Source organism: Anoxybacillus sp. ST4 (assembly GCF_019448545.1).
Classification (GTDB): Bacteria; Bacillota; Bacilli; order Bacillales; family Anoxybacillaceae; genus Anoxybacillus; species Anoxybacillus pushchinoensis.
Genome location: NZ_JAHZOE010000001.1, coordinates 238,723 through 261,609 on the forward strand (window position 1 = coordinate 238,723; position 22,887 = coordinate 261,609).

General features: G+C 35.4%; 29 protein-coding genes and 1 pseudogene. 2 read left to right on the forward strand and 28 right to left on the reverse strand.

The genetic code is table 11. From position 1 onward, the window contains the following. Positions 1-48 precede the first annotated feature (48 nt). From K1I44_RS01405 to K1I44_RS01535, 27 genes and pseudogenes are all read right to left on the reverse strand, one after another. On the reverse strand, positions 49-906 hold the full coding sequence (locus K1I44_RS01405; RefSeq protein ID WP_219985044.1) for a minor capsid protein: 858 nt from the start codon (positions 904-906) through the stop codon (positions 49-51). After that, complete coding sequence (locus K1I44_RS01410; RefSeq protein WP_219985045.1) at positions 899-2,176, reverse strand: phage portal protein; 1,278 nt, start codon at positions 2,174-2,176, stop codon at positions 899-901. Before K1I44_RS01410 ends, K1I44_RS01405 begins: the two co-directional genes overlap by 8 nt. Positions 2,177-2,191: 15 nt before the next feature. Beyond that, a complete protein-coding gene (gene terL, locus K1I44_RS01415; RefSeq protein WP_219985046.1) occupies positions 2,192-3,781 on the reverse strand; it encodes a phage terminase large subunit in 1,590 nt (529 codons plus the stop codon). Between the two features lie 141 nt (positions 3,782-3,922). Then, positions 3,923-4,510: a recombinase family protein gene (locus tag K1I44_RS01420; RefSeq protein ID WP_219985047.1), complete on the reverse strand. Its 588-nt coding sequence runs from the start codon at positions 4,508-4,510 to the stop codon at positions 3,923-3,925. 125 nt (positions 4,511-4,635) lie between these two features. Further along, entirely contained in the window at positions 4,636-5,055 is a 420-nt protein-coding gene (locus K1I44_RS01425) for a hypothetical protein (RefSeq protein WP_219985048.1), read from the reverse strand. 61 nt (positions 5,056-5,116) lie between these two features. Continuing rightward, the gene (locus K1I44_RS01430) at positions 5,117-5,446 is read right to left on the reverse strand and encodes a hypothetical protein (RefSeq protein ID WP_219985049.1); all 330 of its coding nucleotides are present in this window, start codon (positions 5,444-5,446) and stop codon (positions 5,117-5,119) included. Between the two features lie 74 nt (positions 5,447-5,520). Then, positions 5,521-5,724 carry a hypothetical protein gene (locus tag K1I44_RS01435; protein WP_219985050.1) on the reverse strand — a complete coding sequence of 68 codons (204 nt, stop codon included), beginning with the start codon at positions 5,722-5,724 and terminating at the stop codon, positions 5,521-5,523. Further along, entirely contained in the window at positions 5,711-5,935 is a 225-nt protein-coding gene (locus K1I44_RS01440) for a hypothetical protein (RefSeq protein ID WP_219985051.1), read from the reverse strand. The genes K1I44_RS01435 and K1I44_RS01440 overlap by 14 nt, the downstream gene beginning before the upstream one ends. Before the next feature lie 18 nt (positions 5,936-5,953). Next, positions 5,954-6,154 carry a hypothetical protein gene (locus K1I44_RS01445; protein WP_219985052.1) on the reverse strand — a complete coding sequence of 67 codons (201 nt, stop codon included), beginning with the start codon at positions 6,152-6,154 and terminating at the stop codon, positions 5,954-5,956. Further along, positions 6,154-6,318 carry a hypothetical protein gene (locus K1I44_RS01450; protein WP_219985053.1) on the reverse strand — a complete coding sequence of 55 codons (165 nt, stop codon included), beginning with the start codon at positions 6,316-6,318 and terminating at the stop codon, positions 6,154-6,156. The genes K1I44_RS01445 and K1I44_RS01450 overlap by 1 nt, the downstream gene beginning before the upstream one ends. Continuing rightward, on the reverse strand, positions 6,315-6,692 hold the full coding sequence (locus K1I44_RS01455) for a hypothetical protein (RefSeq protein ID WP_219985054.1): 378 nt from the start codon (positions 6,690-6,692) through the stop codon (positions 6,315-6,317). Before K1I44_RS01455 ends, K1I44_RS01450 begins: the two co-directional genes overlap by 4 nt. A 320-nt stretch (positions 6,693-7,012) precedes the next feature. Further along, positions 7,013-7,192, reverse strand: a complete 180-nt coding sequence (locus tag K1I44_RS01460; protein WP_219985055.1) for a helix-turn-helix transcriptional regulator — start codon at positions 7,190-7,192, stop codon at positions 7,013-7,015. A gap of 382 nt (positions 7,193-7,574) precedes the next feature. Beyond that, entirely contained in the window at positions 7,575-10,175 is a 2,601-nt protein-coding gene (locus K1I44_RS01465; protein WP_255573148.1) for a hypothetical protein, read from the reverse strand. A 1,005-nt stretch (positions 10,176-11,180) separates the two neighbouring features. Beyond that, positions 11,181-12,929 (reverse strand): hypothetical protein, encoded by a 1,749-nt coding sequence (locus K1I44_RS01470; protein WP_219985057.1) that lies wholly within the window; start codon positions 12,927-12,929, stop codon positions 11,181-11,183. Positions 12,930-12,933: 4 nt separating this feature from the next. Then, complete coding sequence (locus tag K1I44_RS01475; RefSeq protein ID WP_219985058.1) at positions 12,934-13,146, reverse strand: DUF5659 domain-containing protein; 213 nt, start codon at positions 13,144-13,146, stop codon at positions 12,934-12,936. Positions 13,147-13,177: 31 nt separating this feature from the next. Further along, complete coding sequence (locus K1I44_RS01480) at positions 13,178-13,381, reverse strand: helix-turn-helix domain-containing protein (protein WP_219985059.1); 204 nt, start codon at positions 13,379-13,381, stop codon at positions 13,178-13,180. A gap of 94 nt (positions 13,382-13,475) precedes the next feature. Continuing rightward, entirely contained in the window at positions 13,476-13,676 is a 201-nt protein-coding gene (locus K1I44_RS01485; protein ID WP_219985060.1) for a hypothetical protein, read from the reverse strand. A 279-nt stretch (positions 13,677-13,955) separates the two neighbouring features. Then, the gene (locus tag K1I44_RS01490) at positions 13,956-14,858 is read right to left on the reverse strand and encodes a hypothetical protein (protein ID WP_219985061.1); all 903 of its coding nucleotides are present in this window, start codon (positions 14,856-14,858) and stop codon (positions 13,956-13,958) included. Next, complete coding sequence (locus tag K1I44_RS01495) at positions 14,855-15,364, reverse strand: hypothetical protein (RefSeq protein WP_219985062.1); 510 nt, start codon at positions 15,362-15,364, stop codon at positions 14,855-14,857. The genes K1I44_RS01490 and K1I44_RS01495 overlap by 4 nt, the downstream gene beginning before the upstream one ends. A gap of 107 nt (positions 15,365-15,471) precedes the next feature. Beyond that, on the reverse strand, positions 15,472-15,936 hold the full coding sequence (locus K1I44_RS01500; protein WP_219985063.1) for a helix-turn-helix domain-containing protein: 465 nt from the start codon (positions 15,934-15,936) through the stop codon (positions 15,472-15,474). 207 nt (positions 15,937-16,143) lie between these two features. Further along, positions 16,144-17,196 (reverse strand): hypothetical protein, encoded by a 1,053-nt coding sequence (locus K1I44_RS01505; protein ID WP_219985064.1) that lies wholly within the window; start codon positions 17,194-17,196, stop codon positions 16,144-16,146. Between the two features lie 163 nt (positions 17,197-17,359). Further along, positions 17,360-17,521, reverse strand: coding sequence for a hypothetical protein (locus tag K1I44_RS01510; RefSeq protein WP_219985065.1), 162 nt, complete (start codon positions 17,519-17,521; stop codon positions 17,360-17,362). Beyond that, positions 17,522-17,809, reverse strand: a complete 288-nt coding sequence (locus tag K1I44_RS01515; RefSeq protein WP_219985066.1) for a hypothetical protein — start codon at positions 17,807-17,809, stop codon at positions 17,522-17,524. 35 nt (positions 17,810-17,844) lie between these two features. Next, positions 17,845-17,991, reverse strand: a pseudogene (locus tag K1I44_RS01520) (prepilin-type N-terminal cleavage/methylation domain-containing protein); the annotation flags it as partial. Positions 17,992-18,002: 11 nt separating this feature from the next. Beyond that, positions 18,003-19,034: a competence type IV pilus assembly protein ComGB gene (comGB, locus tag K1I44_RS01525; RefSeq protein WP_219985067.1), complete on the reverse strand. Its 1,032-nt coding sequence runs from the start codon at positions 19,032-19,034 to the stop codon at positions 18,003-18,005. Further along, positions 19,018-20,088, reverse strand: a complete 1,071-nt coding sequence (gene comGA / locus K1I44_RS01530) for a competence type IV pilus ATPase ComGA (protein ID WP_003394041.1) — start codon at positions 20,086-20,088, stop codon at positions 19,018-19,020. Before comGA ends, comGB begins: the two co-directional genes overlap by 17 nt. 111 nt (positions 20,089-20,199) lie before the next feature. Next, on the reverse strand, positions 20,200-20,571 hold the full coding sequence (locus tag K1I44_RS01535; RefSeq protein ID WP_003394038.1) for a Spx/MgsR family RNA polymerase-binding regulatory protein: 372 nt from the start codon (positions 20,569-20,571) through the stop codon (positions 20,200-20,202). 188 nt (positions 20,572-20,759) lie between these two features. On the opposite strand from K1I44_RS01535, the gene K1I44_RS01540 reads away from it, so the two are divergent. Both K1I44_RS01540 and K1I44_RS01545 read left to right on the forward strand, forming a co-directional pair. After that, positions 20,760-21,458 (forward strand): helix-turn-helix transcriptional regulator, encoded by a 699-nt coding sequence (locus K1I44_RS01540; RefSeq protein WP_003394034.1) that lies wholly within the window; start codon positions 20,760-20,762, stop codon positions 21,456-21,458. A gap of 71 nt (positions 21,459-21,529) precedes the next feature. Next, positions 21,530-21,772 (forward strand): DUF2626 domain-containing protein, encoded by a 243-nt coding sequence (locus tag K1I44_RS01545; RefSeq protein ID WP_003394032.1) that lies wholly within the window; start codon positions 21,530-21,532, stop codon positions 21,770-21,772. Between the two features lie 27 nt (positions 21,773-21,799). Here the strand turns inward: K1I44_RS01545 and K1I44_RS01550 are convergent, their stop codons facing one another. Next, positions 21,800-22,870 (reverse strand): class I SAM-dependent methyltransferase, encoded by a 1,071-nt coding sequence (locus K1I44_RS01550; RefSeq protein WP_219985068.1) that lies wholly within the window; start codon positions 22,868-22,870, stop codon positions 21,800-21,802. Positions 22,871-22,887 lie beyond the last annotated feature (17 nt).

The following is a 22,887-nucleotide window of genomic DNA, read 5'->3' on the forward strand; positions in this document are numbered from 1 at the left end:
TTTTGCCCAGTTTAACGACATATGACAGGTCAAAGAAAAAAGCCACCATTAAGGTGACTGAATTCCTTTACTCTTTGCCCATTCATTATATGTCTTGTATTCAATTACTTGTTTCGTTTCATTATCCTTTCTTCGCGTTGGCTCGTATCCTTCAATTGCAGGAATCCAACACGAGCGACAATTCGGATGTGCAGGAATCATTGGACGATTCGGATCATCAATACTCCATTTCTTCCCATCTCTACTACGACATATATCTGATGTACGATTATCAAGCGTTGCTGTGTACATGAGATATTTCACTACACCGCTTTCTTTATAAATCTTCTCTTGCGCTGACGAAATCACGCGAGCCGATTCTGTACGGATGAGGCGTTGAGATTGATATGCTTTTGAATTGAATTGTTTATCAATCCTCTTTGCAATTTTGTCAATGCTTTCTCCTTGCTGAATACCAAGATAAAGTTCTGTACGCAAAGCATTTACAAGTGCATTTGTGTTATCCCAAATGCGTTGTGAAAATGGAATACCACTCCAATTAAAATTGACAATCTCATCAATCACTTCTTTTCGCAACAACGAAAAAGAAATGGCAACACCAATACTTTTCTCAATCTCGTAAGCTGTCCGATAATACGCAAGCGCAAATACAGTCGCAAGAATAGATGTGACTATTGCTACTTCAGAAACAGCGATGTTTCTTATTTCTTCTTGTATTTGCCTCTCAATTTTCGGAATGTCGGAAACGTTCACTTTGCCGTCTTGTCCATATTTCATGAATAATTCAGCAATCAATTGCTTAACATTGTCACGATGTTTCCGATACAGTTTTAATACTTCACGATGCTCTTTGTCGGATATATTGAATAATTCATCGACCATCTTGAGAAATTCTTTTTCATTCATCGTTGTCACCTATTGTATCGAGATCCATCACATCTTGTTCTTTCTTCAGTTTTTCAATAACCTGCTTCGGATTTTGAATTTTCGGATGCCACGAAAGACGTGTTTCAAGGTCAACCATATTTGCAAGCTGAACAATTTGTTGCGTAATCTCCATATCGTTTTGCGGAATGTTGCGACTAAATTGCAATTGAATATCTGTATAGTTGTAGTTCGCACCTTTTAGATTTAAAATGCTTGTAATCAATCGAATACGTTTACGCAACGCTTTTTCCATTTTTCGCTCTTTGACTGAACACTTGGATTCAAGACCGAACAACTTGAAGCCAATGGCAATACCGGAAAGGTTACTGCTAAATTCTTCTGTCGTAAGTTTCGGTGTCGCTGTTTGAATATGTATCAAATTATCGATTGTTTCAAAGAAATTCTGTTGGAATTGATTGTTAATATTTTTAATAAGCCATTCAGCATCTCCCTGCTGATCAAGCAAAAGCACACCATTTTGACGCATGGCTTGCACATCTTCTGGTTGCGTACCCTGATATCCCTTAATCAATAGATACGCGTTGGAGAAACTTTCCAATTCATTTGCGCTATCTGAAAGAATCTTATCAATGGCATCGATCAAAGGAATTTGTTTTTCAAAATCCCCAATTTCCTCATCGTTATTTTTATAAATAGTTACTGGCACTTCACCGAAATAGTGAGGAATGGATTGATCTAATACAAACGTTTCACCACCGTCAAACGATGTGAAATAGTGAAATCCTTCCGCATCGTACGCTTCCACTTTCATGACATCCGTATCGCCTTGTTTTTCTTTCCAGTATCGAATACCGAAAAGGATATTGTCTTGTGAATCTTTTTCAACATACATCTCGATCGGTGAATATTGTTTGAAACGGATATTTCCTTGCGGATCAATATATGTAAGTTCGTAACATTTACCAAAAATCGTAAAATCTTTCACGATTTCCGCATTTGTATCCTCTTCATCGTTAATAAGAAAGATCTCGTGCAAGTCATCGAGATACTTTTCATTGTTTGAACGAGATAAATAACTTACTGGTTTGCTTGCGAAATAGCCGACAACTGTATCTACAATCAAGCTACAATATGATGTTGCAATTTTGTTGTTTGGCTTGAGCGGATCTGGCAAAGTACGATTCAGAATATCGTTTTTGCCTGTATAATAGCGATATAGCTTTTCGTATCGAGGCAATTCAAGACGATGTTTCTTTATTGCATCTCTAATTTGTTCCGAAGTTAACACCTTTTCACCTTCTTTCTATATTCCTAATAATCTTCGATCCAATGACTGAATACGTCTCATTTTCTGAATCAACGTGACAGCCATTTCTAAAGAGTCTGGCGCATCATCGTGTTTTGCTGTTGACGAATAGTCGAGAATTTGTTGATTGTATACTTTCGAATTCGGATTGAATTTTATATACCCATTAGCGATCATCGGCTGAAGTGACATGATACGTGAATGTTTGTTTGAACGTGAATTAATTTCAACAATTTCGATGTAATAGCCGTTTTGAATCAGTTTTTTCTCAAGCTGTTGCTTTAACAATGCTTGAAAGTTTACCGTTTCAATACCGATACGTGAAACAGGATATTTTGACAGTTTTTCAATGACAACATCAATCAACACATCTGGTTTCAATCGTCTACAATCACCTTCAAGCACATAAAAATAACCGTCAGAATCTTTTCCGAGAATCGTAATCGCGGAAAAGTCCGAACGGTTTGATTTAGCAAGTGATGGGTCAATTGTCATTACAATTTCTTCAAGTTTCGATGTATCAAGTTCGGAAGGTATAAAATAAATGAGTTCTTGAAATACTCTATCTTTCGATGATTTTGGCTCGTTTTGAAGTTCTTTAGAAAAGGCATCATCACCAATTTCAATTCTCTTTAACATGAGATCGTAATAATCATTTTTAGCTTCCCAAAGCACTTGAGTTCCACGCAACATCTCGTCTTTGTGCTTCTCGAAGAATGTTTCAGCAGCCGACAATCTGAATGGATTCGATAGGTCTGTGACGATTTCTTCCCATTCATTCCAAAGGTCTTCTCGTTCTGACCAAGAAATAACAGCTTGATAGAATAAAGTTGTGTATGTGGGATTGTTCATGATATCCGCAAGTAAGTCATCCTCTGTCATTCGAGTACCGATGAACAGAAAAGATGTATATGTATCACCTGTGTTTGCCAATGATTCATAGTACCATTTTTTCAATTGATCGAGTTTGGATTCAGATGCAACATTTGAGTCCTTCATGATGTCATCTGAAATGATAAGCGTTGGACGGAGGTTTTTATATTTGATACCACGTAAACTAGAATCAGCACCTTTAGCCATGATACATGTATCATTGGTAAGGATTAAACACTCCGTATTCCATGTATCGCCTTTGAGATCGCCAAAGTCTTCAAGAATGGCTTCATTTGTTTCTAATTCGATACGGATAGATTTCAAAAATTCCTTTGCCATTGCTTCATTTGCACTAATAAGAAGAATGAATGGCTTCAAACGAAACAATAAGCAATATAATGGGATTTTGAAGCTTCCGAGCGTAGATTTCGAATGCCCACGAGGAGCAACCACACAAAGATTTTTTATTTCATCATCGAGCATTTTTTGTAAATGTTCTTCAATTTCAGCGTGAAAAGCAGGAGATTCACGACTGAAATATTTAGGAAAATAGGCTTTCCCGAAATACTCCTTATCAAGTTGAGCAAGTTTTTTTCGCAAACCGTTTTGACCTGTATATTTGCCTTTGTATTTGATGAGTAATTCTTGAATTTGCTCATCTGTGAAGTGACGTTTGAGATATTGGAGCATGAGTTGCTTTTGTTGAGAGTCCATTTTGTCACCTCCTGTCTTAAAAAGGGTTAAAAATTTGGTAAAAAAATTTGTGATACTTGCTGTCGGGGATTTTCAGCCAAAATAAGAAGGATACCCCTTAAACAAAAGCAAAAGAAAAAAGACCGTCAATTGTTGACCGTCTTAATCAATATTTAATCGTTTTGCTTCACGATATATCGTTGCTCGACTTATTTTCGTGATCTCTGCTATCTCATTCACTGTTAATTTATTTTCATGACGATTTCTAAACAGTTCTAAAGCATGTTCTAAACCTTTGTGCTTTTCACCGTACGTCTTTGGTCTGCCTTTGTAAACGCCTCTTTGCTTTGCTAATACAATACCTTCAAGCTGTCTTTCACGTATCATATCTGCTTCAAATTCTGCGATACCAGCCAAGACTGTCACCATCAGTTTTCCAATTGCCGTCGTTGTATCTACTCTGTCACCGCCCATGTTTAAGATGACAAGTCCGACACTTTTTGAATTAAGATACTCTATTGTATTCAAAGCATCTTTTGTACTTCTGGCAAAGCGATCTAGTTTAGTTACCACAATCACATCGCCTTCTTTAACTGTTTCCAATAACTTCTTAAACTCTTCACGATTATCCTTTTTACGTCCACTTACTTTTTCTTTAAATATCTTTTCGCAACCAAACTCTTTCAATTGTTTCAATTGCGCTTCTAAATTTTGACCAGATGATGATACCCTTGCATATCCATATTTCATACGACTACACCCTCCTATTTTTGATACATGTATTTGATACATCGTTAAGCCTATTATATCAATATCTCAAAAATGTATCAATAGGGTGTAGTCAAATGATACAAATTGATTAAAAAATTTTTAACTCATTCCTCTTTGCTGCCTTCTTCTTTCTTCAACATATCCAATAACTCATTGTAATCTTGATCATCATTGTTCTTCTTGTTCTCAATAACAACTGTATTTTTTGCAGATAGTCCAGCCTTTTCGAGCAAGCTATTGAGCGCTTGCAATTGAGCATAGACAAGATGACGATTCTTTACGTCACCTTCAGCAATACGAAGCAACTCTTTAGCCAATTTTTTTGAGTTAATTTGCATAATTTGAAGGGCTTCACGTACTCCCTCTTCAGAAAGTTTTTGTATGTATTCTTGAGCTTCTGGCTTCTGCAACAATTCATAAATAGACGATCTATGCTTGTAACCGACAGTATCGCAAATTTGCTGAACAGTCATTTTACCCTCAAAGTACAAACGGATAGCTTGCATTTGTTTTTCTGTGAGCATATTTTTCACCCCCTTTAACATGTCTACATTTGTCTTTAGGTTTGCACTCATTTTTCACTAACTACTCAATCCCAACAACCTTCTTCACATCTTCAATCACTTTCTCAACTTCCCCTCTCACTACCTCATATTCCCTCGCCAACTCTTCATATTTCCTTTCATCATTTCTATGTATTCTCATATACCACTTCAACATGAACATTCGATCAGTCCATATATTCACAGATGGAGTATCAATCTTCACAGTATGTTTATATTTACATCTAACACATTCATAATAATGATGATAAACAGGATCACCTTTATAAAAACCAACAATGTCCTTTTTCATCATTTTCTTTGCTTTAAATTTTGTCTGACAGCATTCACACTCAGCAAATTTGTGTGGCATATATTCACTCCTTAACATTCACCAACCATCACAATATATAAATATATAATCATGTACTTATATAAACAAAAAAATTAACCACCTAACTCATCCTCACTAATCCACTTTACTTCTGTATCTTCAGGAATCATTATTACTCCTTCGTTCATCATCTTTTTAATACATTCCTCATCAAAATTATCTTTAACTATAACCAATGACGCATTTTTAGAAACTTCCACAATTTCGCCATCTTTAATATAAGCAATCTGCTCTTCTCTTTCATCATGCAATCTCATTCATACTCACCCATTCACATTCTTGCCTTGCAATCTCCATCAATTCTTTAATGCTCATTTCAAAACAGTTTTCACCCAACTGCATCGCAAAATATTTCTTTTTGCCATCCTGTTCAAATGTCCCTGCAATACCAAAAGCACCATCCAATCCTTTTTCCTTCTTCATTTCATCACTAAAGAACTCAATTCGTTCAATACGAAAATTTTTCATCTTATCCCTCCAAGTCCCTCAATATCCATTCACTAAATGATGCAATTCCCTTGCCAACACACACTTAACTAAATAATCCAAATCCTCACCATTGCCACTTGTTTTGTATTCTTTAGGACTTAGCCTAATATGTCCATCAAATTCAATATCATCGCCTTTATATGTAAAATGAACAGTTACGCCTTCATTGTGATAAATAACTTCCTCAATATTAATCATCACATCACCTTTTCCCATTCGATTCGAATTTCCCCGTCTTCGATCATTTTCTTTGCTACAAAATGATAAAAATCATCTCCAAACGGTACATCACTTTCATCACATCGCAAAACATATTCACCATTGACAAGAAAAACATGATGTTCGGCAGGAGCAACGATCATTTCTCGTCTGCTCCTTTCTTGAACTCTGGCACTTCAATTTTTGGCATCGGAAAAGTACGCAATGTATTTACCTTCATCGCTTCTTCAAGAGACTGTTTCAAAGCATCTTTGTTTATATTTGCAATAGCTTCTTTCGCGTTTGGTTTCCATGCTTCATTTTTCGACTCAATCAACATCTTAATCAATCGTTCTAAGTACTCTAATCGCTCATGAATGGCTCGAATTTCATCTTCCATTTGAAGTAAAAAACGTTTTGCCAGTCCGTAAAAGAGTTGATCACTCGCTCCACGACAAGCATGAAACATCAATTCTTCAATTTCTTGTCCATTCATTTCAGTTACTTGTTTTTGTTCCAACCGTTTATAATCTCTCATTTCTTTTTCTCCTTTCGTTTATTAATTTGTTGTTGTTTTTCATCATGTTGCTTTAGATACTCTCGAAGTAATTGTTCGAATGTCTTTTTCTTCTTCTTGCGTTCAAATTTCATTCAATCACTCCGTTAAAAAAAAGATGAGGCAGGAAACGAATCCTGCCTTTAGAAAGGGTGTAAAGTGAATAATGATTTAAAGATATTAATATGTTGCGCTTATCTTTTACGACCGAGCAACAACAAGGCACTAGCATTTCACTAGCGATGCGGTCTGTCACTTATCGACAATAAGTGTGTACACACTAACAAGATGTCAGCGTGTATTCAATCTACGAAAAACAATGATACTCCGAACAAATCTTCAATCTTTGTAGCCGTCTTTTTACTTGGCTTCCGTTTTCCGTTTTCAATCATTGAATACATTGCTTGTGTGACTCCGATCTGTTTTGCTACATCTTTTTGTGTCATACCAAGAAGGATTCGTACTTTTTTGATTTTGTTCATCACCTCTCACCTACCTGTATATAAAGTTATAATTTATAACTAAAAAATAAGACAGCCGAACGCTCCGACTGTCAACAAATATAATTATAAAAATATAGGAGGAATTTTATGACACTGCTGATGCTTCTGATATTGAAATAGCAAAAGCTTATCAAGAAATAATTAAACTTTGTGTAGATACAGTAATTGCAAAGCAAAAAGTTGAAACAAGACAAACAAGTTAAGTTTTATAACCTGCTCGTCTCCCTTAAAGACTGTTAACGAAATTTATAAAAAATAACCCTAAATCCCTTGCTACTCTAAGGAATTTAGGGTATAATTAATTATTTACCTTTGCACAAATTAACAAAAACTATTGAAAAATAATATTTTTTTTGCAATTTTATTTTCGTTCATCTTTTTTCTGTTTCTGTCTTAATCGTTTCACTCTTTCGCGTTCACGTTTTGTAGCACACTTTTCGCAATACTTTTTCTTCTTCTTACGCTCAATCCGTTCACCACACATTTCACATTGTTTAGTATTCTTTAAATTTCGTAACATATTTTGAATTATTATGTCACCAAAACTTGACCAAAGCGTTGTCTTAAACGGACTATCTTTCTCTGCATACAAATACTTCACTAACACATCTGTCACATATTGCTCGTCACCGTTAACTTTTAATAATTCTTCTCTGATACGTTCATATATGTATGGCGTTTTATGCGGTTTGTATTCTTCTTGATCATTCATGAATTGCTTTTTGTTTCCGTCTAATTCTTCATACTTGCTAATTATCTCATCATCTAATTTCACTCTTTTGTTCTTCATCAGCATTTTGAAATCAAACTTACCTTCAATTTTTGTAAAATTAATTCTCTTATCTGGTATAATTTCATGCAATCTGTTCACTGTACTATTGTTAATCGGCTCAACTTCTTTTTTCTTCTTTATCGTGATTGTTCTTTTTTTTCTGTCCTTCATTGTTTGAATTTTTTTAGTTTCTTCTTTTACGTATTTGAAGAAATGTGGCATTTTGCTCTTTGCATAAGATTTCAATGTCTGTCTTATATCTTCAGGTGGCTCAGGCATAAATAACGTTTTCGCATAATCAATCACAAAATTGTTGTACATTGTTAGCCACTTGATTGCATCTAAATCCACCTTTTCACTATTCCAAATCTTAGTGATATCATTACTGATTACTCCAATGTTTGCTTTATAAGCTAAGATTAAACTTTTATAAATATTCTCTGGATTAATTTCTTCCGCACCTGCTTTAGCCATTTCATAATACAAAGGAACGATACCTTGCATATTCCTTTCTGCTACTTTGATTAATGTCTCATCTTGAATCACAAGAGCTTTATCACCATCATTGTCAAATTGAAGCATTTTGCTAATCGGATCATGAATACTTGTATAAATACCTTCAGTAATAAACCATTTTTTCTTTTCATCATCAATTACATTTGTTCTAATAGCATGTTCACGGTAAAGGTGAGGGGAGCGCAACACATCGACTTTGCCATTCTCAAATAATCTACAATAAACTTCTCCATTAGCAAGTAAGCCTTTTGGATTTTCTTCCTCTAAAAACAGCTTCTCACAGAACGCATATAGGTCTGGGCATAGAAAAGTGTATTTGCCATTCACATTCAGTTTTCCAGCTCTAGCTTCTTTAACTAACTTTCTCTTTTTATCTTTAATAACTTGTCTTGAATGTGGATCATTCAACAACTCAGGGTAAATTAATAACGCCTGTTGAAACCAATTTTTCTTTTTGTTCTCTTTTGTCGCTCCCAACACTCTCAACATTGTTTCTTTATCGCTACCCACATTTAGAATATCCTGAACCGTACTTTCTGCAATCTTTTTTAACTCTTCATCAGAAATATCTGTAAGTGTCTGTAACATCTGATAATTTAATTTTGCTTCACCCGATGTATCCTCTTCATTTAATTTTGCTGCTTGGCAATTGTATTTAATAAATTTATCCTTGTATTCTTGCCAACTATCATAATACTTCCACATTTTAAACTGTGATTTAGTGAAAATGATATGTATATCATCTTTAATAATATCCCATTCTTTACCGTAAATATCTTTCACAACGAATGAATTATATTCTTTAGCAAATTTATCGAAAGGAAAAGGGACTAGCAACCCCTTAATCCACGGCAATCTGACCATGAATGACTTTTTACTTTTCTTAGGTAATATCATCCCACAACCGTCTGTATGCTCAATAGAAATATCCATTTCTTTTCTTGTGATTTCATATGTATCTCGGTCAATATAATCGAATAAACTATGTACATTTGTTTCTAAATCATCTACAACAATTGCTTTATGAATATTAAAATCTTTCCATACTTCAGTGGCACTATTTGTTAAAGCTAAGTATGCTTGGTATTTGTTGATGTTAACTCCGCCTTTTTGATTAATTTCCTCAACACTCAAACCGCAAGTGAGCGAATTTTTATGTTTCTCCCACAATGACTCACGAATAAATACTGCTTTTTTCGTTCGAATCTGACCTGCGGAGCTACTGAAATATATGTATTTTTCACCATTATGTACGAATCCATTTTTGATGATGTCTTCTAAGACTTGGAAGTAATACACTTGTACAACTATAATGTCTTCAGATAGTTCGTTTTCTTTGATTCCTAATGTTCTTGTCAGTACAGATTCAAATAGCCCGATTACTTTGTTTTCTTTGAGTGCGTCTTTTCTAAGATGGCGGATAGATTTGTTTTCAGCGAATGATTTATACAATTTATCTTTTAATCTTGCAATACGTTGGCTTATGTATTTTTGATAGTATTTATATCTTTCTTTGTTTTTCTCATACTTTTTATCAGAAAGTTTTCTTTTCAAAATATCTCTATGTCGATATGATTTCAAAAGTTCTTTATGTATTTTATACTCTTCATCATTGTAAAAAGCAGAAGTATCAACAGAATAGATACGTACAAATTTTTCTAATTTCACCGTCATTTTCATTCCTCCATTTATTTATTTTTTTTCTCTTTCTCATCCCATAAGCCCAAACAACAACATCAACTGCTTGCTTTCTTCTTGTCATCGTTAATTTCATTGCGTTTGTCATTGCTCATCTTCTCCTTTTTGCTCACTTTTTTGTTTGCACTGTGTATTCTTTTTTGCATTGTGTTCGGCTGCTTGCCATTTGTTATTATTCATTTTGCATTTAACATTATATCTTTGTGACTGTTGATTGCTTATCATTGTCCTTTTGCTGTTTGCATTTGATTAATTGGTTGCTCATATTCATCAACAACAAGAAGAAAGCGAAATTAATACAATCAATAGACATCACCCCTTTCAAAAGTTGACACACTGTTTACAGATTGTTCCGAGTAGATTGCAACGGAAGCAGTAGCTTCCTGCAATCTTACTCACGTTTCGCATGCTACGCATTCGAAAGTTAAACTTATCTTGTATTATTGAATTGTTAATTGAATAATTGATTAATGAATTGTATAATATTAATTGATGAATAATTGACTATTTAATTAATTAGTTAATTGTTGAATTGTATAAGAAAAATTGTAACTAAAAATGCGTCAATCCCTTGTGGCTGTAAGGTTGAAGCCACTTTCTTGACATATTAGACCTATTTTTTGCATTTTTCTTTATCAATGTTCCAAAAGTATTGATACATAAGGATTTTTTGAAGTTTGTGAAAAATTTATGTATGATGTTTGGAAAGTGTTGATATATCAACGTTTTTAACACTTTCTTGACATTCACATAGTTAATTTTATATCTATTTTGACGAGAAAAATTTTATAACAAAATCGCTGAATCCCTTGTGGCTGTAAGGTTGAAGCCACTTTCTTGACATCAGTGCTATAAAATAATAAGACACAAAAGTGACGTACGTCATTTTTGGAGTAGTAAAAAGTTGCAAAACTTTTACTACGTTCACATTGTAAACAGCATGTCAACTTTTATCATGTCAATTCAATTGACTGTAGAATGTTATGGTACAACGAAATATTTTTGTTGTTCTTTAAGCTTAAGTTTTTGAAATTGCGGATGTTTTTTCACCCGATTCCAAACGATTGTACCAAATTGCATTTGAATATCTGATTTATATATTTTCTTTTGTCCATCTTTTACAAGGGTATGTATGTATTGTACGATTTGATCAATTTTAGTCGGCTCTTTGGTAGCCGATTTTTCTTTTTGCTCATCTTTAACTTCGATGATTTCTGTTAGCTTTGCATTTTTTATTTGCCCAAGCACTTTATGTACGATCTCTTCATCTTTTGTGACGATGTAAAATTTTCCCTTTGGTTTAGGATTTCTCTGAATCCGTTTAATCGACTGATAAATTTCTGCTGCAATATAGCCATCCTGTATCGCCCTAAATTTAGAGTTTTTAAATTTACCTGTGCGGTCAACTTGTAGACTATTCTTTCCGAGCGTTTTGTCTGCATACTGCATGTAGTGAATGAGATAATGAGCATTCGAGATATTTGGTGTTCCCAGTATCAAAACATTGTCAAAGTCGCTGAATGTGTTTTTGCCAATTAGATTCCCAAACCATGAGATTGCATATGATTGTTCATTGTAGTCATGATCAGTTTCCTTTTCTTTTTCTCTCCAAACATCATCACCAAACACTTTTTTCATATGCCCATAGAGCGTATCTGCATATTTCTTATGTATGACTAACAACGTTTTTTCTCCGTCAACATGCCGTTCTTGTATCATTTCAATGATCTTTTCGAAATATTTCTTCTGATTTGCTCTAATTGCACTTTTAGACGTATTCATTTTAATATGTACAAATTTCGATTCAGAATGGTCAATTAACCTTGTTTGACGTTGCATTTTGAATTTGTCATGTACTTCGTATACGCCATCTATTCCTGCTGAGGCATCGAGAATGATATTATTTTTGAGTCCCCAGTGTTTGTGTTTACGGTTGAGTGTATAGAGTTCTTTTGAATTGTGCAAGGCTAATACATTCTTGTCATACAGAAGCAATACAGTATCAAGAAAATTCTCTAGTTGACGTTTGATTTTGAGATCGTGCTGATTGCGTATTTCATCTTTCATCATGTCTGTAAATTGTTGCAGTAACTCTTTTTCGATTTTTGGATAGATTCTTGTACACGATGTAGAAGGATTTTCAGCTATTTCATTGAGTGCTTGGCAAGCCTTGTCAAACAGTTTTGCATTTGCATATGATATGTATTTGCGAATATCTGAATAATATTGATAAGAATATGTATAAATTGGGAAATTAACCTTTTCATCTATAATGAGCGTATGTCGATCTTTAGTGAAAATCGCTCGTTCTGTATCGTTTTCGCATAGATCTATGTATCGTTTGTGTGATATGATGATAACTTGTTTGGATTGTAATTCCTTAACATTCTTCTTCCACTTCTGCCAATTGTCCGCAGTAATAACGACTACATGATCACGAAGAAAACTATCTTGTTCGATTGTTTCTGCTGAACGGTATGATTCATCATTAAATCGCTTCACAATAAGAAAATTGCGGTCAAAATTCCATTCATCAAAATATTGTTTAATGATAATGTCTGTATATCGACTTTTTCCCAATCCTGCTTCAAAGTTGACCACTTTAAATATGTTTTCGCCTGTTTCATCTTCGACAATTAATTTGCGGAGATAATCAATTTTTTGTATGTACTTTTCACCATATATTTGACAATAAGCATCATCCTTTTGTATGATCTGTTTTGCTTCCACGCTCTCACCGCCCTTCTGCCATTTGAGCTAAGAAAGCATGGAATTTAGCATCTTTCTTGTATTGAAGCATCGCCTTTCTAATAGGCTCAGAATCATTGAACAGAAATACCCTGCGGTTGTTACTTTTTAAATCTGGCTCAACTCCCACAAGCAAAAAGCCTCGACATTGTAAATAGATTGCTAATTTACGAGAATGAACGATAAGTGTTTCCGTCATAAAATTCCTCCCTTATTTTTTTGTTTAAAATTCAGTTTTTAATGCGGTTGTCGTGCGTTTCAATGTACTCCTCATATGCTTGCCGCAAGTGTGGCTTGAGTGAAATTCTTCCTGTTTCGTATTGTGAAATAGCTGATTGAGTAACTCCAATTGCTTGAGCAATCTCCTTATGTGTGATTTTTCGCTCTTTCCGTTTAAGCATGAAAATATGTCTGCGTTTAATATTGAAATCCATTGTATAATCTCCTCCCTAATAAAAATTAGTATTTCGAGGGTAAAAAAAGGTTTGCCCTCGAAGGTCAAATATAATTAAAGTTAAATTATATGTATTAAATTGCTTTTTTCTTCGGTCTACCACGTTTCTTTTCCGTTGTCGGCTGTTGTTTCGTTTTATGTACGAGATCGTCAATCGTAAGTAATATCTTTTCTTGCTTTTTCGTCACAAAATGCTCTGGATGCGTCAAAGGTGTTTTCATCTGTTTCCATTCATCGAAGAATTGGCGTACAGATAGCTCCCAGTACGTTTGCATTACTCCCCTCCTTTCAATTTTTTAAAATTTATTGTTGACACCTCCACGCTCATGGTGTATCATATAGTCAGAATCAAAATTAATTTATAATGCACTCACTATGCATTTCTGGAGATATGAAGGTGTCAATCCAATCTTAACACAGGTGAAATATACCTGTCAATAGTTATATCGAAAAAATTACAATTAATTTTAGTTATTTTTTATAACTTTTATGTTAAATTTTAGTTACAAATATTACAGTTTTATTACAAAGATGCGTTGAAGAACGTGTCTTTTTTACTTTTTTACAAGTCTTAATTTAGGTTTCATGCGTTCTAATTTCGCTGGTTGAAGGTACTCATCATATTCAACTTTAAATTTTGGTAGCTTGTCTCCAAAAATCTCATCGACCATTTCATCCATCTGCTTCCGAACCTCTTCATTTCGTTCCCTTTTCTGCATGATTGAATCAAATATCATTTCAGCGAATACGTCATTGTCCATATCCTCGATTTTTTCAACAAAGATGGCTCGATGGAATGTATCTCGATCAATTTCATTTGGTAAAGAGCGAATATATTCTTGTTTACTCTCAAACAAATGGTCTGGCGCGATAATGCTTAACATTTCGTTTTTCGTAATTGTTGTGTTCCCTGCAAACATCAAATCAATGTAAAGTACAAAATCTATTTCGAATAAGCGATATGTAAGTAACTTCATGATGCGGTCATAAATTTCATCCATTTCATCGAGTGAATTTTTTAGATACGAATAATATTTGATAACTGTATTATTGTCGAGATTGTCAATCTTATTTGCTATGACTCCCATTTTTGATAATGAATTTTTCAATAACCATTTCAAATAATCAAACGTTTGATGAATTTCTTTGTATCGTTTCCATGCTTGCTTTGCCTCAATGATAAGATTGAATTTAGAGTATTTCTCTAATTTACGTGCTTGAGGCACATAAATTCGGTATTGTTTTTCTAAATCGCTAATAAATTGCTCAAATTTCTCTGGTGACACTTCTTTTTTACATTCGACCGCCATGCGCAGCAAAGCTTTTTCATTCAATGTTTCAAACATGAGCCAAATTTCTTCGTTTTCATCTTCAGCAAATTCAATAAATGTTTGGATACGTTGTTTAGTTTCTTGAAGAAAGTCGTTAATTTGATTTTTCAATTGAATTACGTTCATTTAGATTCCTCCTTGATTAATTTACTTTGTATTACTTCTCGTGGCGTTAAATAATCGATGTATTTCTCTTGAAAATTATCAATAAATCTCCATTTTTCATCGCATAAGATTTCGTATAATTCATCAACATCGCTTTCTTCAGTTAATTCACTGATCTCAAGCATCTTGTCGTAAATAAAGTCATATAATAAATCATATATCTTTTCTGCAAATGTGGTAGGTATAAAATTTACACCTTTTTCTCCAGTGTGTTCCTCCTCTTTCCAATCCCCCAAAGTTTGATACAGACTTATCATTTCTTCAAAACTAAGTTTCTTTGCTTTAAGAAAGTAGTACCATCTTCCGTATTCTTCATGACTTTCCACTTCGTAATGTACTCCTTCATTTACCCAATTTATAAACATTTCTTTAATAGTGTTTATTAAAGGAGTAACTACTTCATAGTCATTAAGTAATTCTGCACAACTTTTCACAACAAAATTTCTAAGTTCTACTTCGTTTACCATTTTTATTCCCCCATTTTCTTTTTCGTTTATATCCATCAATCAACGTATCGACCAATATCGTCCCATGCTACATCAATAGCATCACCCCTTTAAAGTTTTATAAATTTTTACATTTCACTTTTAATTTCTTCAATTAAACACTTAACTTTTTCAAGATTTTTGTAAAACAATTGCGGAACGTGGGAACATCCCATTAATTCTTTTTCTAATTGATCAAGAATTTTTAACACTTCAATATTTCTTTTACAAACGGCAATATTCATTTCAAAAGTAATACGAATAGCTTTGTTTATCTGCTCATCGTCTCCTTCAACAAAATTTTTTAACTTTGCTTGATTCAAAATGATTTCAATTTCAAGACGATCTATCTTTGTTAGTGATTCCTTTTGCAATAAATAACTTTTTTCGGGAGGGATGCTGAATAATTCACAAAGTTTTTCTAAATGATGTTTCGGAATCGGTCTTCTACCCTTTTTCCAATCATTAATCTGTGGAGCTGGTATCCCTAAATATTCAGCAACATCTTTGTTTTTTAATTTCCAGAGCGCGAAAAAATAATCTAATGCGTGCATACGAAAAATCCTCCGACTAATTATTAGTCAATCACCTAAGTAAAATATAATACAAAGACTAATTATTAGTCAATATATTTTTTGAAAATTTTTTATAAAATTTTCAAGGAACAGAAACCCCTGTATAACGAACGAAAAACGAAAAGAAGGTAAGAACCTTGCATGATGTTTCAAACGTCATACAAGACAAATATAAGCTTCTAGCAACTATTTCTGATTCGACTTTCCTGTTCGTTTCAGTTTTTCGCGCAAACGTTCGATACGTTCTTCGTCATATACTTCTTCTTCTTGTTGTTTTTTGATACGCTGCTCAAGCTGTTGTTGATAGTCATCAAACCAATCTGGCAACAATTCATGTCTAACGATCTTTCTTTGTTGATGTTGTTCAGATATATCGGCTCTACTGTGATATAGTTGCTCGAATTGTTTTGAAGCGATACTGTATGCTAGAGCGCAAATTTCGTCTGTTTGCAACTGTCCTTTCGCTTTCATGAAATATTGTTTAAGCGATACAAATGTAACAATAGCAATACGTTTTCGATCATCGTTTGTAATGATATCTCTGAATTCCTTAATTGCTTTTCGAAAAGCAAGTGTGATGCGATTCCACGCTTGCTTGAGCGTTTCAGCATTGAAAAGACCATTTACGATTCTGTTTACCTCTTTAGACACAAATTTTACAAAAGTTGGTTTGTTGTCCGAATGACTAACATTTAGATGATTATTATTATTTGTATTTTGATCTGGTGAAATATAAGGTAAAGCATCATTTTGAGCGTCTGAACCTTCTATTTTTCTATCATTTTCGACACTTTCTGTTTGTGCATGAGCTTGTTCATCTAAATGCGAAAAAAATAATGTCTGCCAATATTTTGTATAGTAAGGATGTGATGTGAAAAAGATGACAGCTTTGCCTCGACCGTTTTGTTTACTGCTTGATCTCCACAATCGCTTAATTACGCCTTTTTGTTCTAAAAACGCTATGTAACGTCTAACTGTACTTGAATCAATGTCATAACGTTCGCCAACATGATATGAGCCAGCGTAAACGAAGCCCCGTTCGATAGAAAGAAAGCACAGATATTCAAGCGCAGATTTTGTTTCTTGTTTCATACGCGCCCACTTTTCCCCGATGGCTGAAATGATTGAGCGAAGCATCTTCATTTTGAGGCTGTTCCGATCTTCTTCTAATGTGACGGCAGGATGATATTGAAGAATTTGTTTGAATTGATGATGTTCGATGATAGTATGTTTACGCATTTTTTCTCCTCCTATCGAATATATGTTCGATAGGATAAACATATTGAAATAAGCATACATCTTGCATATTTTTAAAAAATGTTGTATGCTTTAAGTACCTGATTATTTTCAATATGTTTACCCTATTGGGAGTGATGCGCCAACATCACTCCCGCTTTTTTTGTTACTGTGCAAATGATAATGCTTCAAAAGCTTTTTTGTATTGTTCAAGCAAATCATCCACATTTGCACCTGCGGCTTTTTCCTTTTTCACACGTTGAATTTCTGTGAAAAGCACCGCTTTTAAAGTCGCTAATTCTTGCTCAGTAAGTTTTAGTGTTTTCATTTACGCCACTTCCTTTCTTTTCACTCTTGCCTCAAACCCTGCGAACAAGTGCCATTCAGGAGCATCAGAACAATAAGTATTGATTGCTTGCTCATATGTGATTGTGTGATATTGTGAGCCATCGAACACTTCGATAATGAATGAATCGTCAAGTTGAATTTCATCGTTATTTTCGAGAAGAAGCAAAACTGTTTGGTTCTCGATGATGAGTGTACCGAGTGTGTATTGATCGAGAAAAGCGTCAATCGTTCGTGTAGTGTAGCGAATGTGATCAGAAAGAATATTCATATTTGATTACCTCCTAAAAGGATGCCTTTGAATACAATTATATTTATAAACGCGGAACACCCTTTACTGTTAATCATACTGTTATGTTTTGTCACATTTGGAATCGTAATTAAAATTAAAATGGTAATAACCATTAACACAATTAACATTTCGATTAACGTAAATCCTTTTTCATTGCGCATACATATCCCCCTTATATGTGATTTAACAGTTGAAAAACGGGCCATAACATAGCCACATACATGAAGATGACAAAAATGCCGATACAACTGAGCAACAACGGTTGAATGATATACACGATTTTTTTTATACGATTTTCTAATTTTTGTAACGAAAATTGACTGTAATGAAACAATTCTTGAACTAATTCACCATTCGACTGACCGTGCCGAATGACAACAGGAAGCTCCTTTTCGTAATACTTCCGCCGCTGAATGATTTCGTCCAGCTTTTCGCCTGCACATAGCTGTTGTCGAATTATTTTTGCTTCTTCTTTCAATAACGGGAGATGAGGCTGTTGCATAAAGATTTGCAGCGCCTCATAAATGGATAGTCCTCCTTTTAGTAAGTGACTTAACTGCAAAGAGAACACTTGTGTATGAAAAGAGACAATCCAAGAACGAACGAGCGGCAATTTCATAAACAAATCCATTTGCTTGTAAATCGGCCATGAACGAACGAAAAGAAAGTAAAATGAAACGATAAAAAGAACGATTATAAGCATAGCGGAAAGCATACGTGGAAGCCATACAGCGGCAGCAAAAATGAAAGTAGAAAAGGAAGAACGAGCATGAAACGAAGAAAGAAGTTGAGAAAACTGCGGAGCTAATACTTGCTGAAATATAAGAAACATCATCACACAAAAGCCGAACAAAAACAACGGATAGCGTATCATACGCCTCACTTGTTCAACGTAACGCGCTCTCATGTGACCGATTTCCCCGGCTTCGATGAATCCGTGGGCAAGTTGTCCATGTTGTTCTGCAAAAAATAAATATCCTAAAAGATGATGATGAAAATTCATGCGAGCAAAAGCAGCGTGAATAGGCATCCCCCCTCGTAACGCATGTATGCAATCATCTAAATCTCGTTGTTTGGCAACAGGTTGTTGAATTTGCAAAAACTCGATAGCTTGAGCAAGCGAATACCCTTTACTAAGCAATTTGCCAAGCTGAATAAAGAAAGTGCTTTGCTCTTGTAACGACCAATTACAACGTCGCTTCATCTAACAACCAACTTTCGATCATGCTTTCATGTAAAAAACCGAGCGCAATACCTTTTTTAATGACATCTTTCAATCGGGTATACATATATGTCGCCTTCTCTCCTCTCGCTGCTCGCATCGCTTTTGTTAGTTCGCTCCCATACAGCAGCTCATAAATGCCAACTCTCCGAACAGGGCGATATTGACGACAAAAAGGGGAACACTCTCCTTCACAAAATGGACATTTCAACTGTACGAGACGCTGCGCTGTCACTCCGACTAACGTTTGCGCCATTTCTTGAAACGGCACCCCAAACTCAAGAAGGCGATAAATCGCTCCAACAGCATCTTTTGTATGCATCGTTGTCAATACAAGATGTCCAGTTAGCGAGGCCCGAACGGCAATTCGCGCGGTCTCCGCATCACGAATTTCACCGACCATAATAACGTCAGGGTCGTGTCGAAGAATCGCTTTTAACCCTGCCGCGTACGTAATTCCTGCCTTTTCATTTACTTGCACTTGCAACATATCTTCCGCCCGCTTTTCCACAGGATCTTCAAGGGTAATGACGTTGCGCTGAAAATGATGGCGACATACGTTTAATAAACTATACAATGTCGTCGTTTTCCCTGATCCAGTCGGTCCTGTAAAAATAATTAATCCATGAGCATAGTTTAATAACGATAGCAACTTTTTCACTGTCGAAGGAAATAAAGCGAGCTGTTTGAGCGGAAGAAACGAGTGTAATGGAAGCAAGCGGATGACTAAGCTTTCATCATAAATGGTGGGCAATGTCGATAAACGAAGATGTACAGTCGTGTGGGCGATATTCATTTCCATTGCTCCGCTTTGCGGACGACGGCGTTCCCCGATATCCATATCAGCGAGGAATTTAAAATGCGCCAGCAAGCGTTCGCACGTTTGTTTGGACAACACGTTTTTCGTAACAAGCATCCCTCCTAACCGAAATTGCACGAGCGCATCTTGTTTGCGCGGAACGATGTGAATGTCGGAAGCTTGAAGCATACAAGCTTCTTCAATAAGTCGATCAGCTAACTGTTCAATAGACAGCAACTCCATCCTCCTTTCTCGTTTTCTCGTCCTCTTCATTCAACATATTTCGTCAAATTCCTTCTTGATTCACAAAAAATTCAAAAAAAATATTCACCCATATGCGGGTGAACATCAAGACACACATACGCGGCGATATTTTTTCGCCATGTTTTTTAATGCGGATGGATTGTAGCCAACGACGATCCGTTTGCCATCTGTTACAATCGGACGGCGAAGCAAACGAGGCTCTTTCACAAGTAAGTCAACAACTTTCGATAACGGCCACTCTTCAACATTGTCAACGAGCTTTTTAAATGATTGACTGCGCGTTGCTAAAATTTCATCTAAACCTTCCGTTGTTAATGACAACAAATGCAATAGTTCTTCGTATGTCGGTGTTTCCCGAAACAAATGACGCTCACGAAATTCAATATTGTTCGCACATAGCCACTTCTTTGTTTTTCGACACGATGTGCAGCTTGGGTACGTATATACAGTCAGCATGACAAACATCCCCTTCCATCATTATTATACATATTGTATAACTTCCGTATAACTTTTGTACAGAAAATTGTTTTAAAACTTTGTGAACGTTTAGGAAAAGATAAGAAGAAAGTTTTATATATGCATTTTCATTGTGGAAATAGATGTATTATAATGTAAATGAACCGAACATGTAGGAGTGAGACAAGATGGATCAAGTATTGAAAATTACAAGCGTCCTTGCCGATCCGACTCGTTACGAAATTTATCAGTATATCGCTAGAAAGCATCAAGAAGTTACCGTTCAAGAAATTGCAGATGCTTTCCATATTCATCCGAACGTTGCCCGTCTCCATTTAACTAAGCTCGAAGATGTCAATATGCTTGTATCTGAAACAAAGAAAACAGGAAAAGGCGGAAGACCGAGTCGACTATATCGCCTATCCGATGATGTCATCCAACTTCATTTTCCGTTTCGTGATTATCAGTTATTATCGAAAATTGCTATTCAAGCGATGATGAAACTTGGAGAAGCGGGGAAACATGCATTGTATGAAACAGGAAAGTTATTCGGACAAGAGCTTGTACAACAACACGTCCAATCGATGCAAACGCTTGACCAATTAAGCGTTCAAGAAAAAATGACCATTTTACAAAAAGCAGCAGAAGCAGCAGGGTTTTATCCGACGTTCCATTACAGTGAAAGTCAAGGAAAAATTTATTTTGAAATTTTCAACTGTCCGTTTAAAGAGTTAGCGTTCACACATCCTGATTCCGTCTGCTATATGCATAACGCTTTTTTAAAGGGAATGTTGGAAGTATTGTTCACAAATGCTGAGCTGATCACAGAAGACATTATGCCATCTGGCTGCAATTCATGTACGTATCAAGCCGTTCTTAAAAAATAGAACGTTTACACAACCATTTGAAGTACATTATAATAAGTAAGGGAAACGGTCAGAGAAGGAGGGATACATATATGGATCGTATGTTCCGCGTCTTATCATTTTGGACAGGTATTTTCGCTGTCATGTTTTATCTTGGCCATATGCATACAACGTCATTATTGTTCCTCGGCCAAACTGGATTCTTTCTTTTGTTAAGCTACTTAAAATTAACAGAAAGAATGTACATTTATATTTTCGGCGCGTATTTAACAGTCTTTTTCGCCGGATTTACGTACTGGACAACATTTATGATGGTTCCAGGCGTGGGCGAATAAAAAGCGATGAGGCACACTCATCGCTTTTTATGTCAAAATGGGGATATTTATTTTCTTCTGTTGAACCATCACTTGAAACGCGCTCCCGATGTCGCTCATCACTAACGAACGAATCGCACGGTTATACCGACTTTTCTCTGAAAATGGATTCGGATCATCATGATCGATCAATTGATTAAAAATGCCTGCCTTTAATAAAAACTCATCTTGGCGCCATAAATGCGTAAATGTCCAACCAACTTGTTCTCCGTAAAACCGCAAAGCATCCCACTGAACATGCGTCGTTATATCCATATCTCCTGGATAGCGAAGCGGATCGTTGATGAGTTGATGGCGATAATATCCTCGTAAACTTCCTTGTTTCCTTAAAGGATGTTTCCACTCCTCATCTGTATACCCGTAATCAACCGTAAAAATGATCGCTCGTTCGATCGCATCATTTAACTGAAAAATAAACATTTTCATCGCTAATGGAACTTCAAAACGCTGTCCGTCAACAAGATCGATGTTTCGCTCGGCTAAATATTGAGCAATTTCTTCATTTTCAAGCGGGGCGTATTGTTCAACAAGCTTATCGCCTTCTACCGCCACAAAACATTCATATATTTGTCCATTTCGCTTCTCAACAACGTGAACAGGAAACGCATCAAACAACTCATTACTAAACACAATCCCGGAAAAAGAAGACGGCAGCTCTGTTAGATTGGAAACGATATGTACGTGATCGGCGAATGGAGCGAGCATTTCTACTTGTTTTTCGCGATGATACGGACTTGCCTCTACAATCGTATAGCGACCGTTAGAAAACGTTTCAGGCGACTGGCGCTGCCATTGCTCTAACACCGCATAAGCAAATCGCCCCGTCCCTCCGCCTATTTCGCATATATGTGGCGGAACGTTGTACGTTTCCATCAAACGAATAAACAACGTGGCAAATACGTGCCCGATGACATTCGCTACGTTGCTCGTTGTAATAAAATCTCCTGCACGACCAATTTTTTCTTTTCTTTTCATGTAATATCCGTACTGTTCATCATACAATACAAGTTCCATATATTGTGCATAAGATAAACGTTTATGTTTCATTTTTTCTAACATTTTTTATTCGCACCCTT

What these genes read in the sequence shown, in the direction of transcription:
- K1I44_RS01420 (WP_219985047.1), bottom strand. Translation starts at nt 4,510, where the DNA reads ATGAAATATGGATATGCAAGGGTATCATCATCTGGTCAAAATTTAGAA.
- K1I44_RS01545 (WP_003394032.1), top strand. Translation starts at nt 21,530, where the DNA reads ATGGATCGTATGTTCCGCGTCTTATCATTTTGGACAGGTATTTTCGCT.
- K1I44_RS01440 (WP_219985051.1), bottom strand. Translation starts at nt 5,935, where the DNA reads ATGAAAAATTTTCGTATTGAACGAATTGAGTTCTTTAGTGATGAAATG.
- K1I44_RS01450 (WP_219985053.1), bottom strand. Translation starts at nt 6,318, where the DNA reads ATGATCGTTGCTCCTGCCGAACATCATGTTTTTCTTGTCAATGGTGAA.
- comGB (WP_219985067.1), bottom strand. Translation starts at nt 19,034, where the DNA reads ATGAAGCGACGTTGTAATTGGTCGTTACAAGAGCAAAGCACTTTCTTT.
- K1I44_RS01465 (WP_255573148.1), bottom strand. Translation starts at nt 10,175, where the DNA reads ATGACGGTGAAATTAGAAAAATTTGTACGTATCTATTCTGTTGATACT.
- K1I44_RS01445 (WP_219985052.1), bottom strand. Translation starts at nt 6,154, where the DNA reads ATGATTAATATTGAGGAAGTTATTTATCACAATGAAGGCGTAACTGTT.
- K1I44_RS01475 (WP_219985058.1), bottom strand. Translation starts at nt 13,146, where the DNA reads ATGACGGAAACACTTATCGTTCATTCTCGTAAATTAGCAATCTATTTA.
- K1I44_RS01535 (WP_003394038.1), bottom strand. Translation starts at nt 20,571, where the DNA reads ATGCTGACTGTATATACGTACCCAAGCTGCACATCGTGTCGAAAAACA.
- K1I44_RS01430 (WP_219985049.1), bottom strand. Translation starts at nt 5,446, where the DNA reads ATGCCACACAAATTTGCTGAGTGTGAATGCTGTCAGACAAAATTTAAA.
- K1I44_RS01515 (WP_219985066.1), bottom strand. Translation starts at nt 17,809, where the DNA reads ATGAATATTCTTTCTGATCACATTCGCTACACTACACGAACGATTGAC.
- K1I44_RS01495 (WP_219985062.1), bottom strand. Translation starts at nt 15,364, where the DNA reads ATGGTAAACGAAGTAGAACTTAGAAATTTTGTTGTGAAAAGTTGTGCA.
- K1I44_RS01490 (WP_219985061.1), bottom strand. Translation starts at nt 14,858, where the DNA reads ATGAACGTAATTCAATTGAAAAATCAAATTAACGACTTTCTTCAAGAA.
- K1I44_RS01485 (WP_219985060.1), bottom strand. Translation starts at nt 13,676, where the DNA reads ATGCAAACGTACTGGGAGCTATCTGTACGCCAATTCTTCGATGAATGG.
- K1I44_RS01460 (WP_219985055.1), bottom strand. Translation starts at nt 7,192, where the DNA reads ATGAACAAAATCAAAAAAGTACGAATCCTTCTTGGTATGACACAAAAA.
- K1I44_RS01435 (WP_219985050.1), bottom strand. Translation starts at nt 5,724, where the DNA reads ATGAGATTGCATGATGAAAGAGAAGAGCAGATTGCTTATATTAAAGAT.
- K1I44_RS01425 (WP_219985048.1), bottom strand. Translation starts at nt 5,055, where the DNA reads ATGCTCACAGAAAAACAAATGCAAGCTATCCGTTTGTACTTTGAGGGT.
- K1I44_RS01510 (WP_219985065.1), bottom strand. Translation starts at nt 17,521, where the DNA reads ATGAAAACACTAAAACTTACTGAGCAAGAATTAGCGACTTTAAAAGCG.
- K1I44_RS01550 (WP_219985068.1), bottom strand. Translation starts at nt 22,870, where the DNA reads ATGTTAGAAAAAATGAAACATAAACGTTTATCTTATGCACAATATATG.
- K1I44_RS01505 (WP_219985064.1), bottom strand. Translation starts at nt 17,196, where the DNA reads ATGCGTAAACATACTATCATCGAACATCATCAATTCAAACAAATTCTT.
- K1I44_RS01480 (WP_219985059.1), bottom strand. Translation starts at nt 13,381, where the DNA reads ATGGATTTCAATATTAAACGCAGACATATTTTCATGCTTAAACGGAAA.
- K1I44_RS01540 (WP_003394034.1), top strand. Translation starts at nt 20,760, where the DNA reads ATGGATCAAGTATTGAAAATTACAAGCGTCCTTGCCGATCCGACTCGT.
- K1I44_RS01455 (WP_219985054.1), bottom strand. Translation starts at nt 6,692, where the DNA reads ATGAGAGATTATAAACGGTTGGAACAAAAACAAGTAACTGAAATGAAT.
- terL (WP_219985046.1), bottom strand. Translation starts at nt 3,781, where the DNA reads ATGGACTCTCAACAAAAGCAACTCATGCTCCAATATCTCAAACGTCAC.
- K1I44_RS01500 (WP_219985063.1), bottom strand. Translation starts at nt 15,936, where the DNA reads ATGCACGCATTAGATTATTTTTTCGCGCTCTGGAAATTAAAAAACAAA.
- K1I44_RS01405 (WP_219985044.1), bottom strand. Translation starts at nt 906, where the DNA reads ATGAATGAAAAAGAATTTCTCAAGATGGTCGATGAATTATTCAATATA.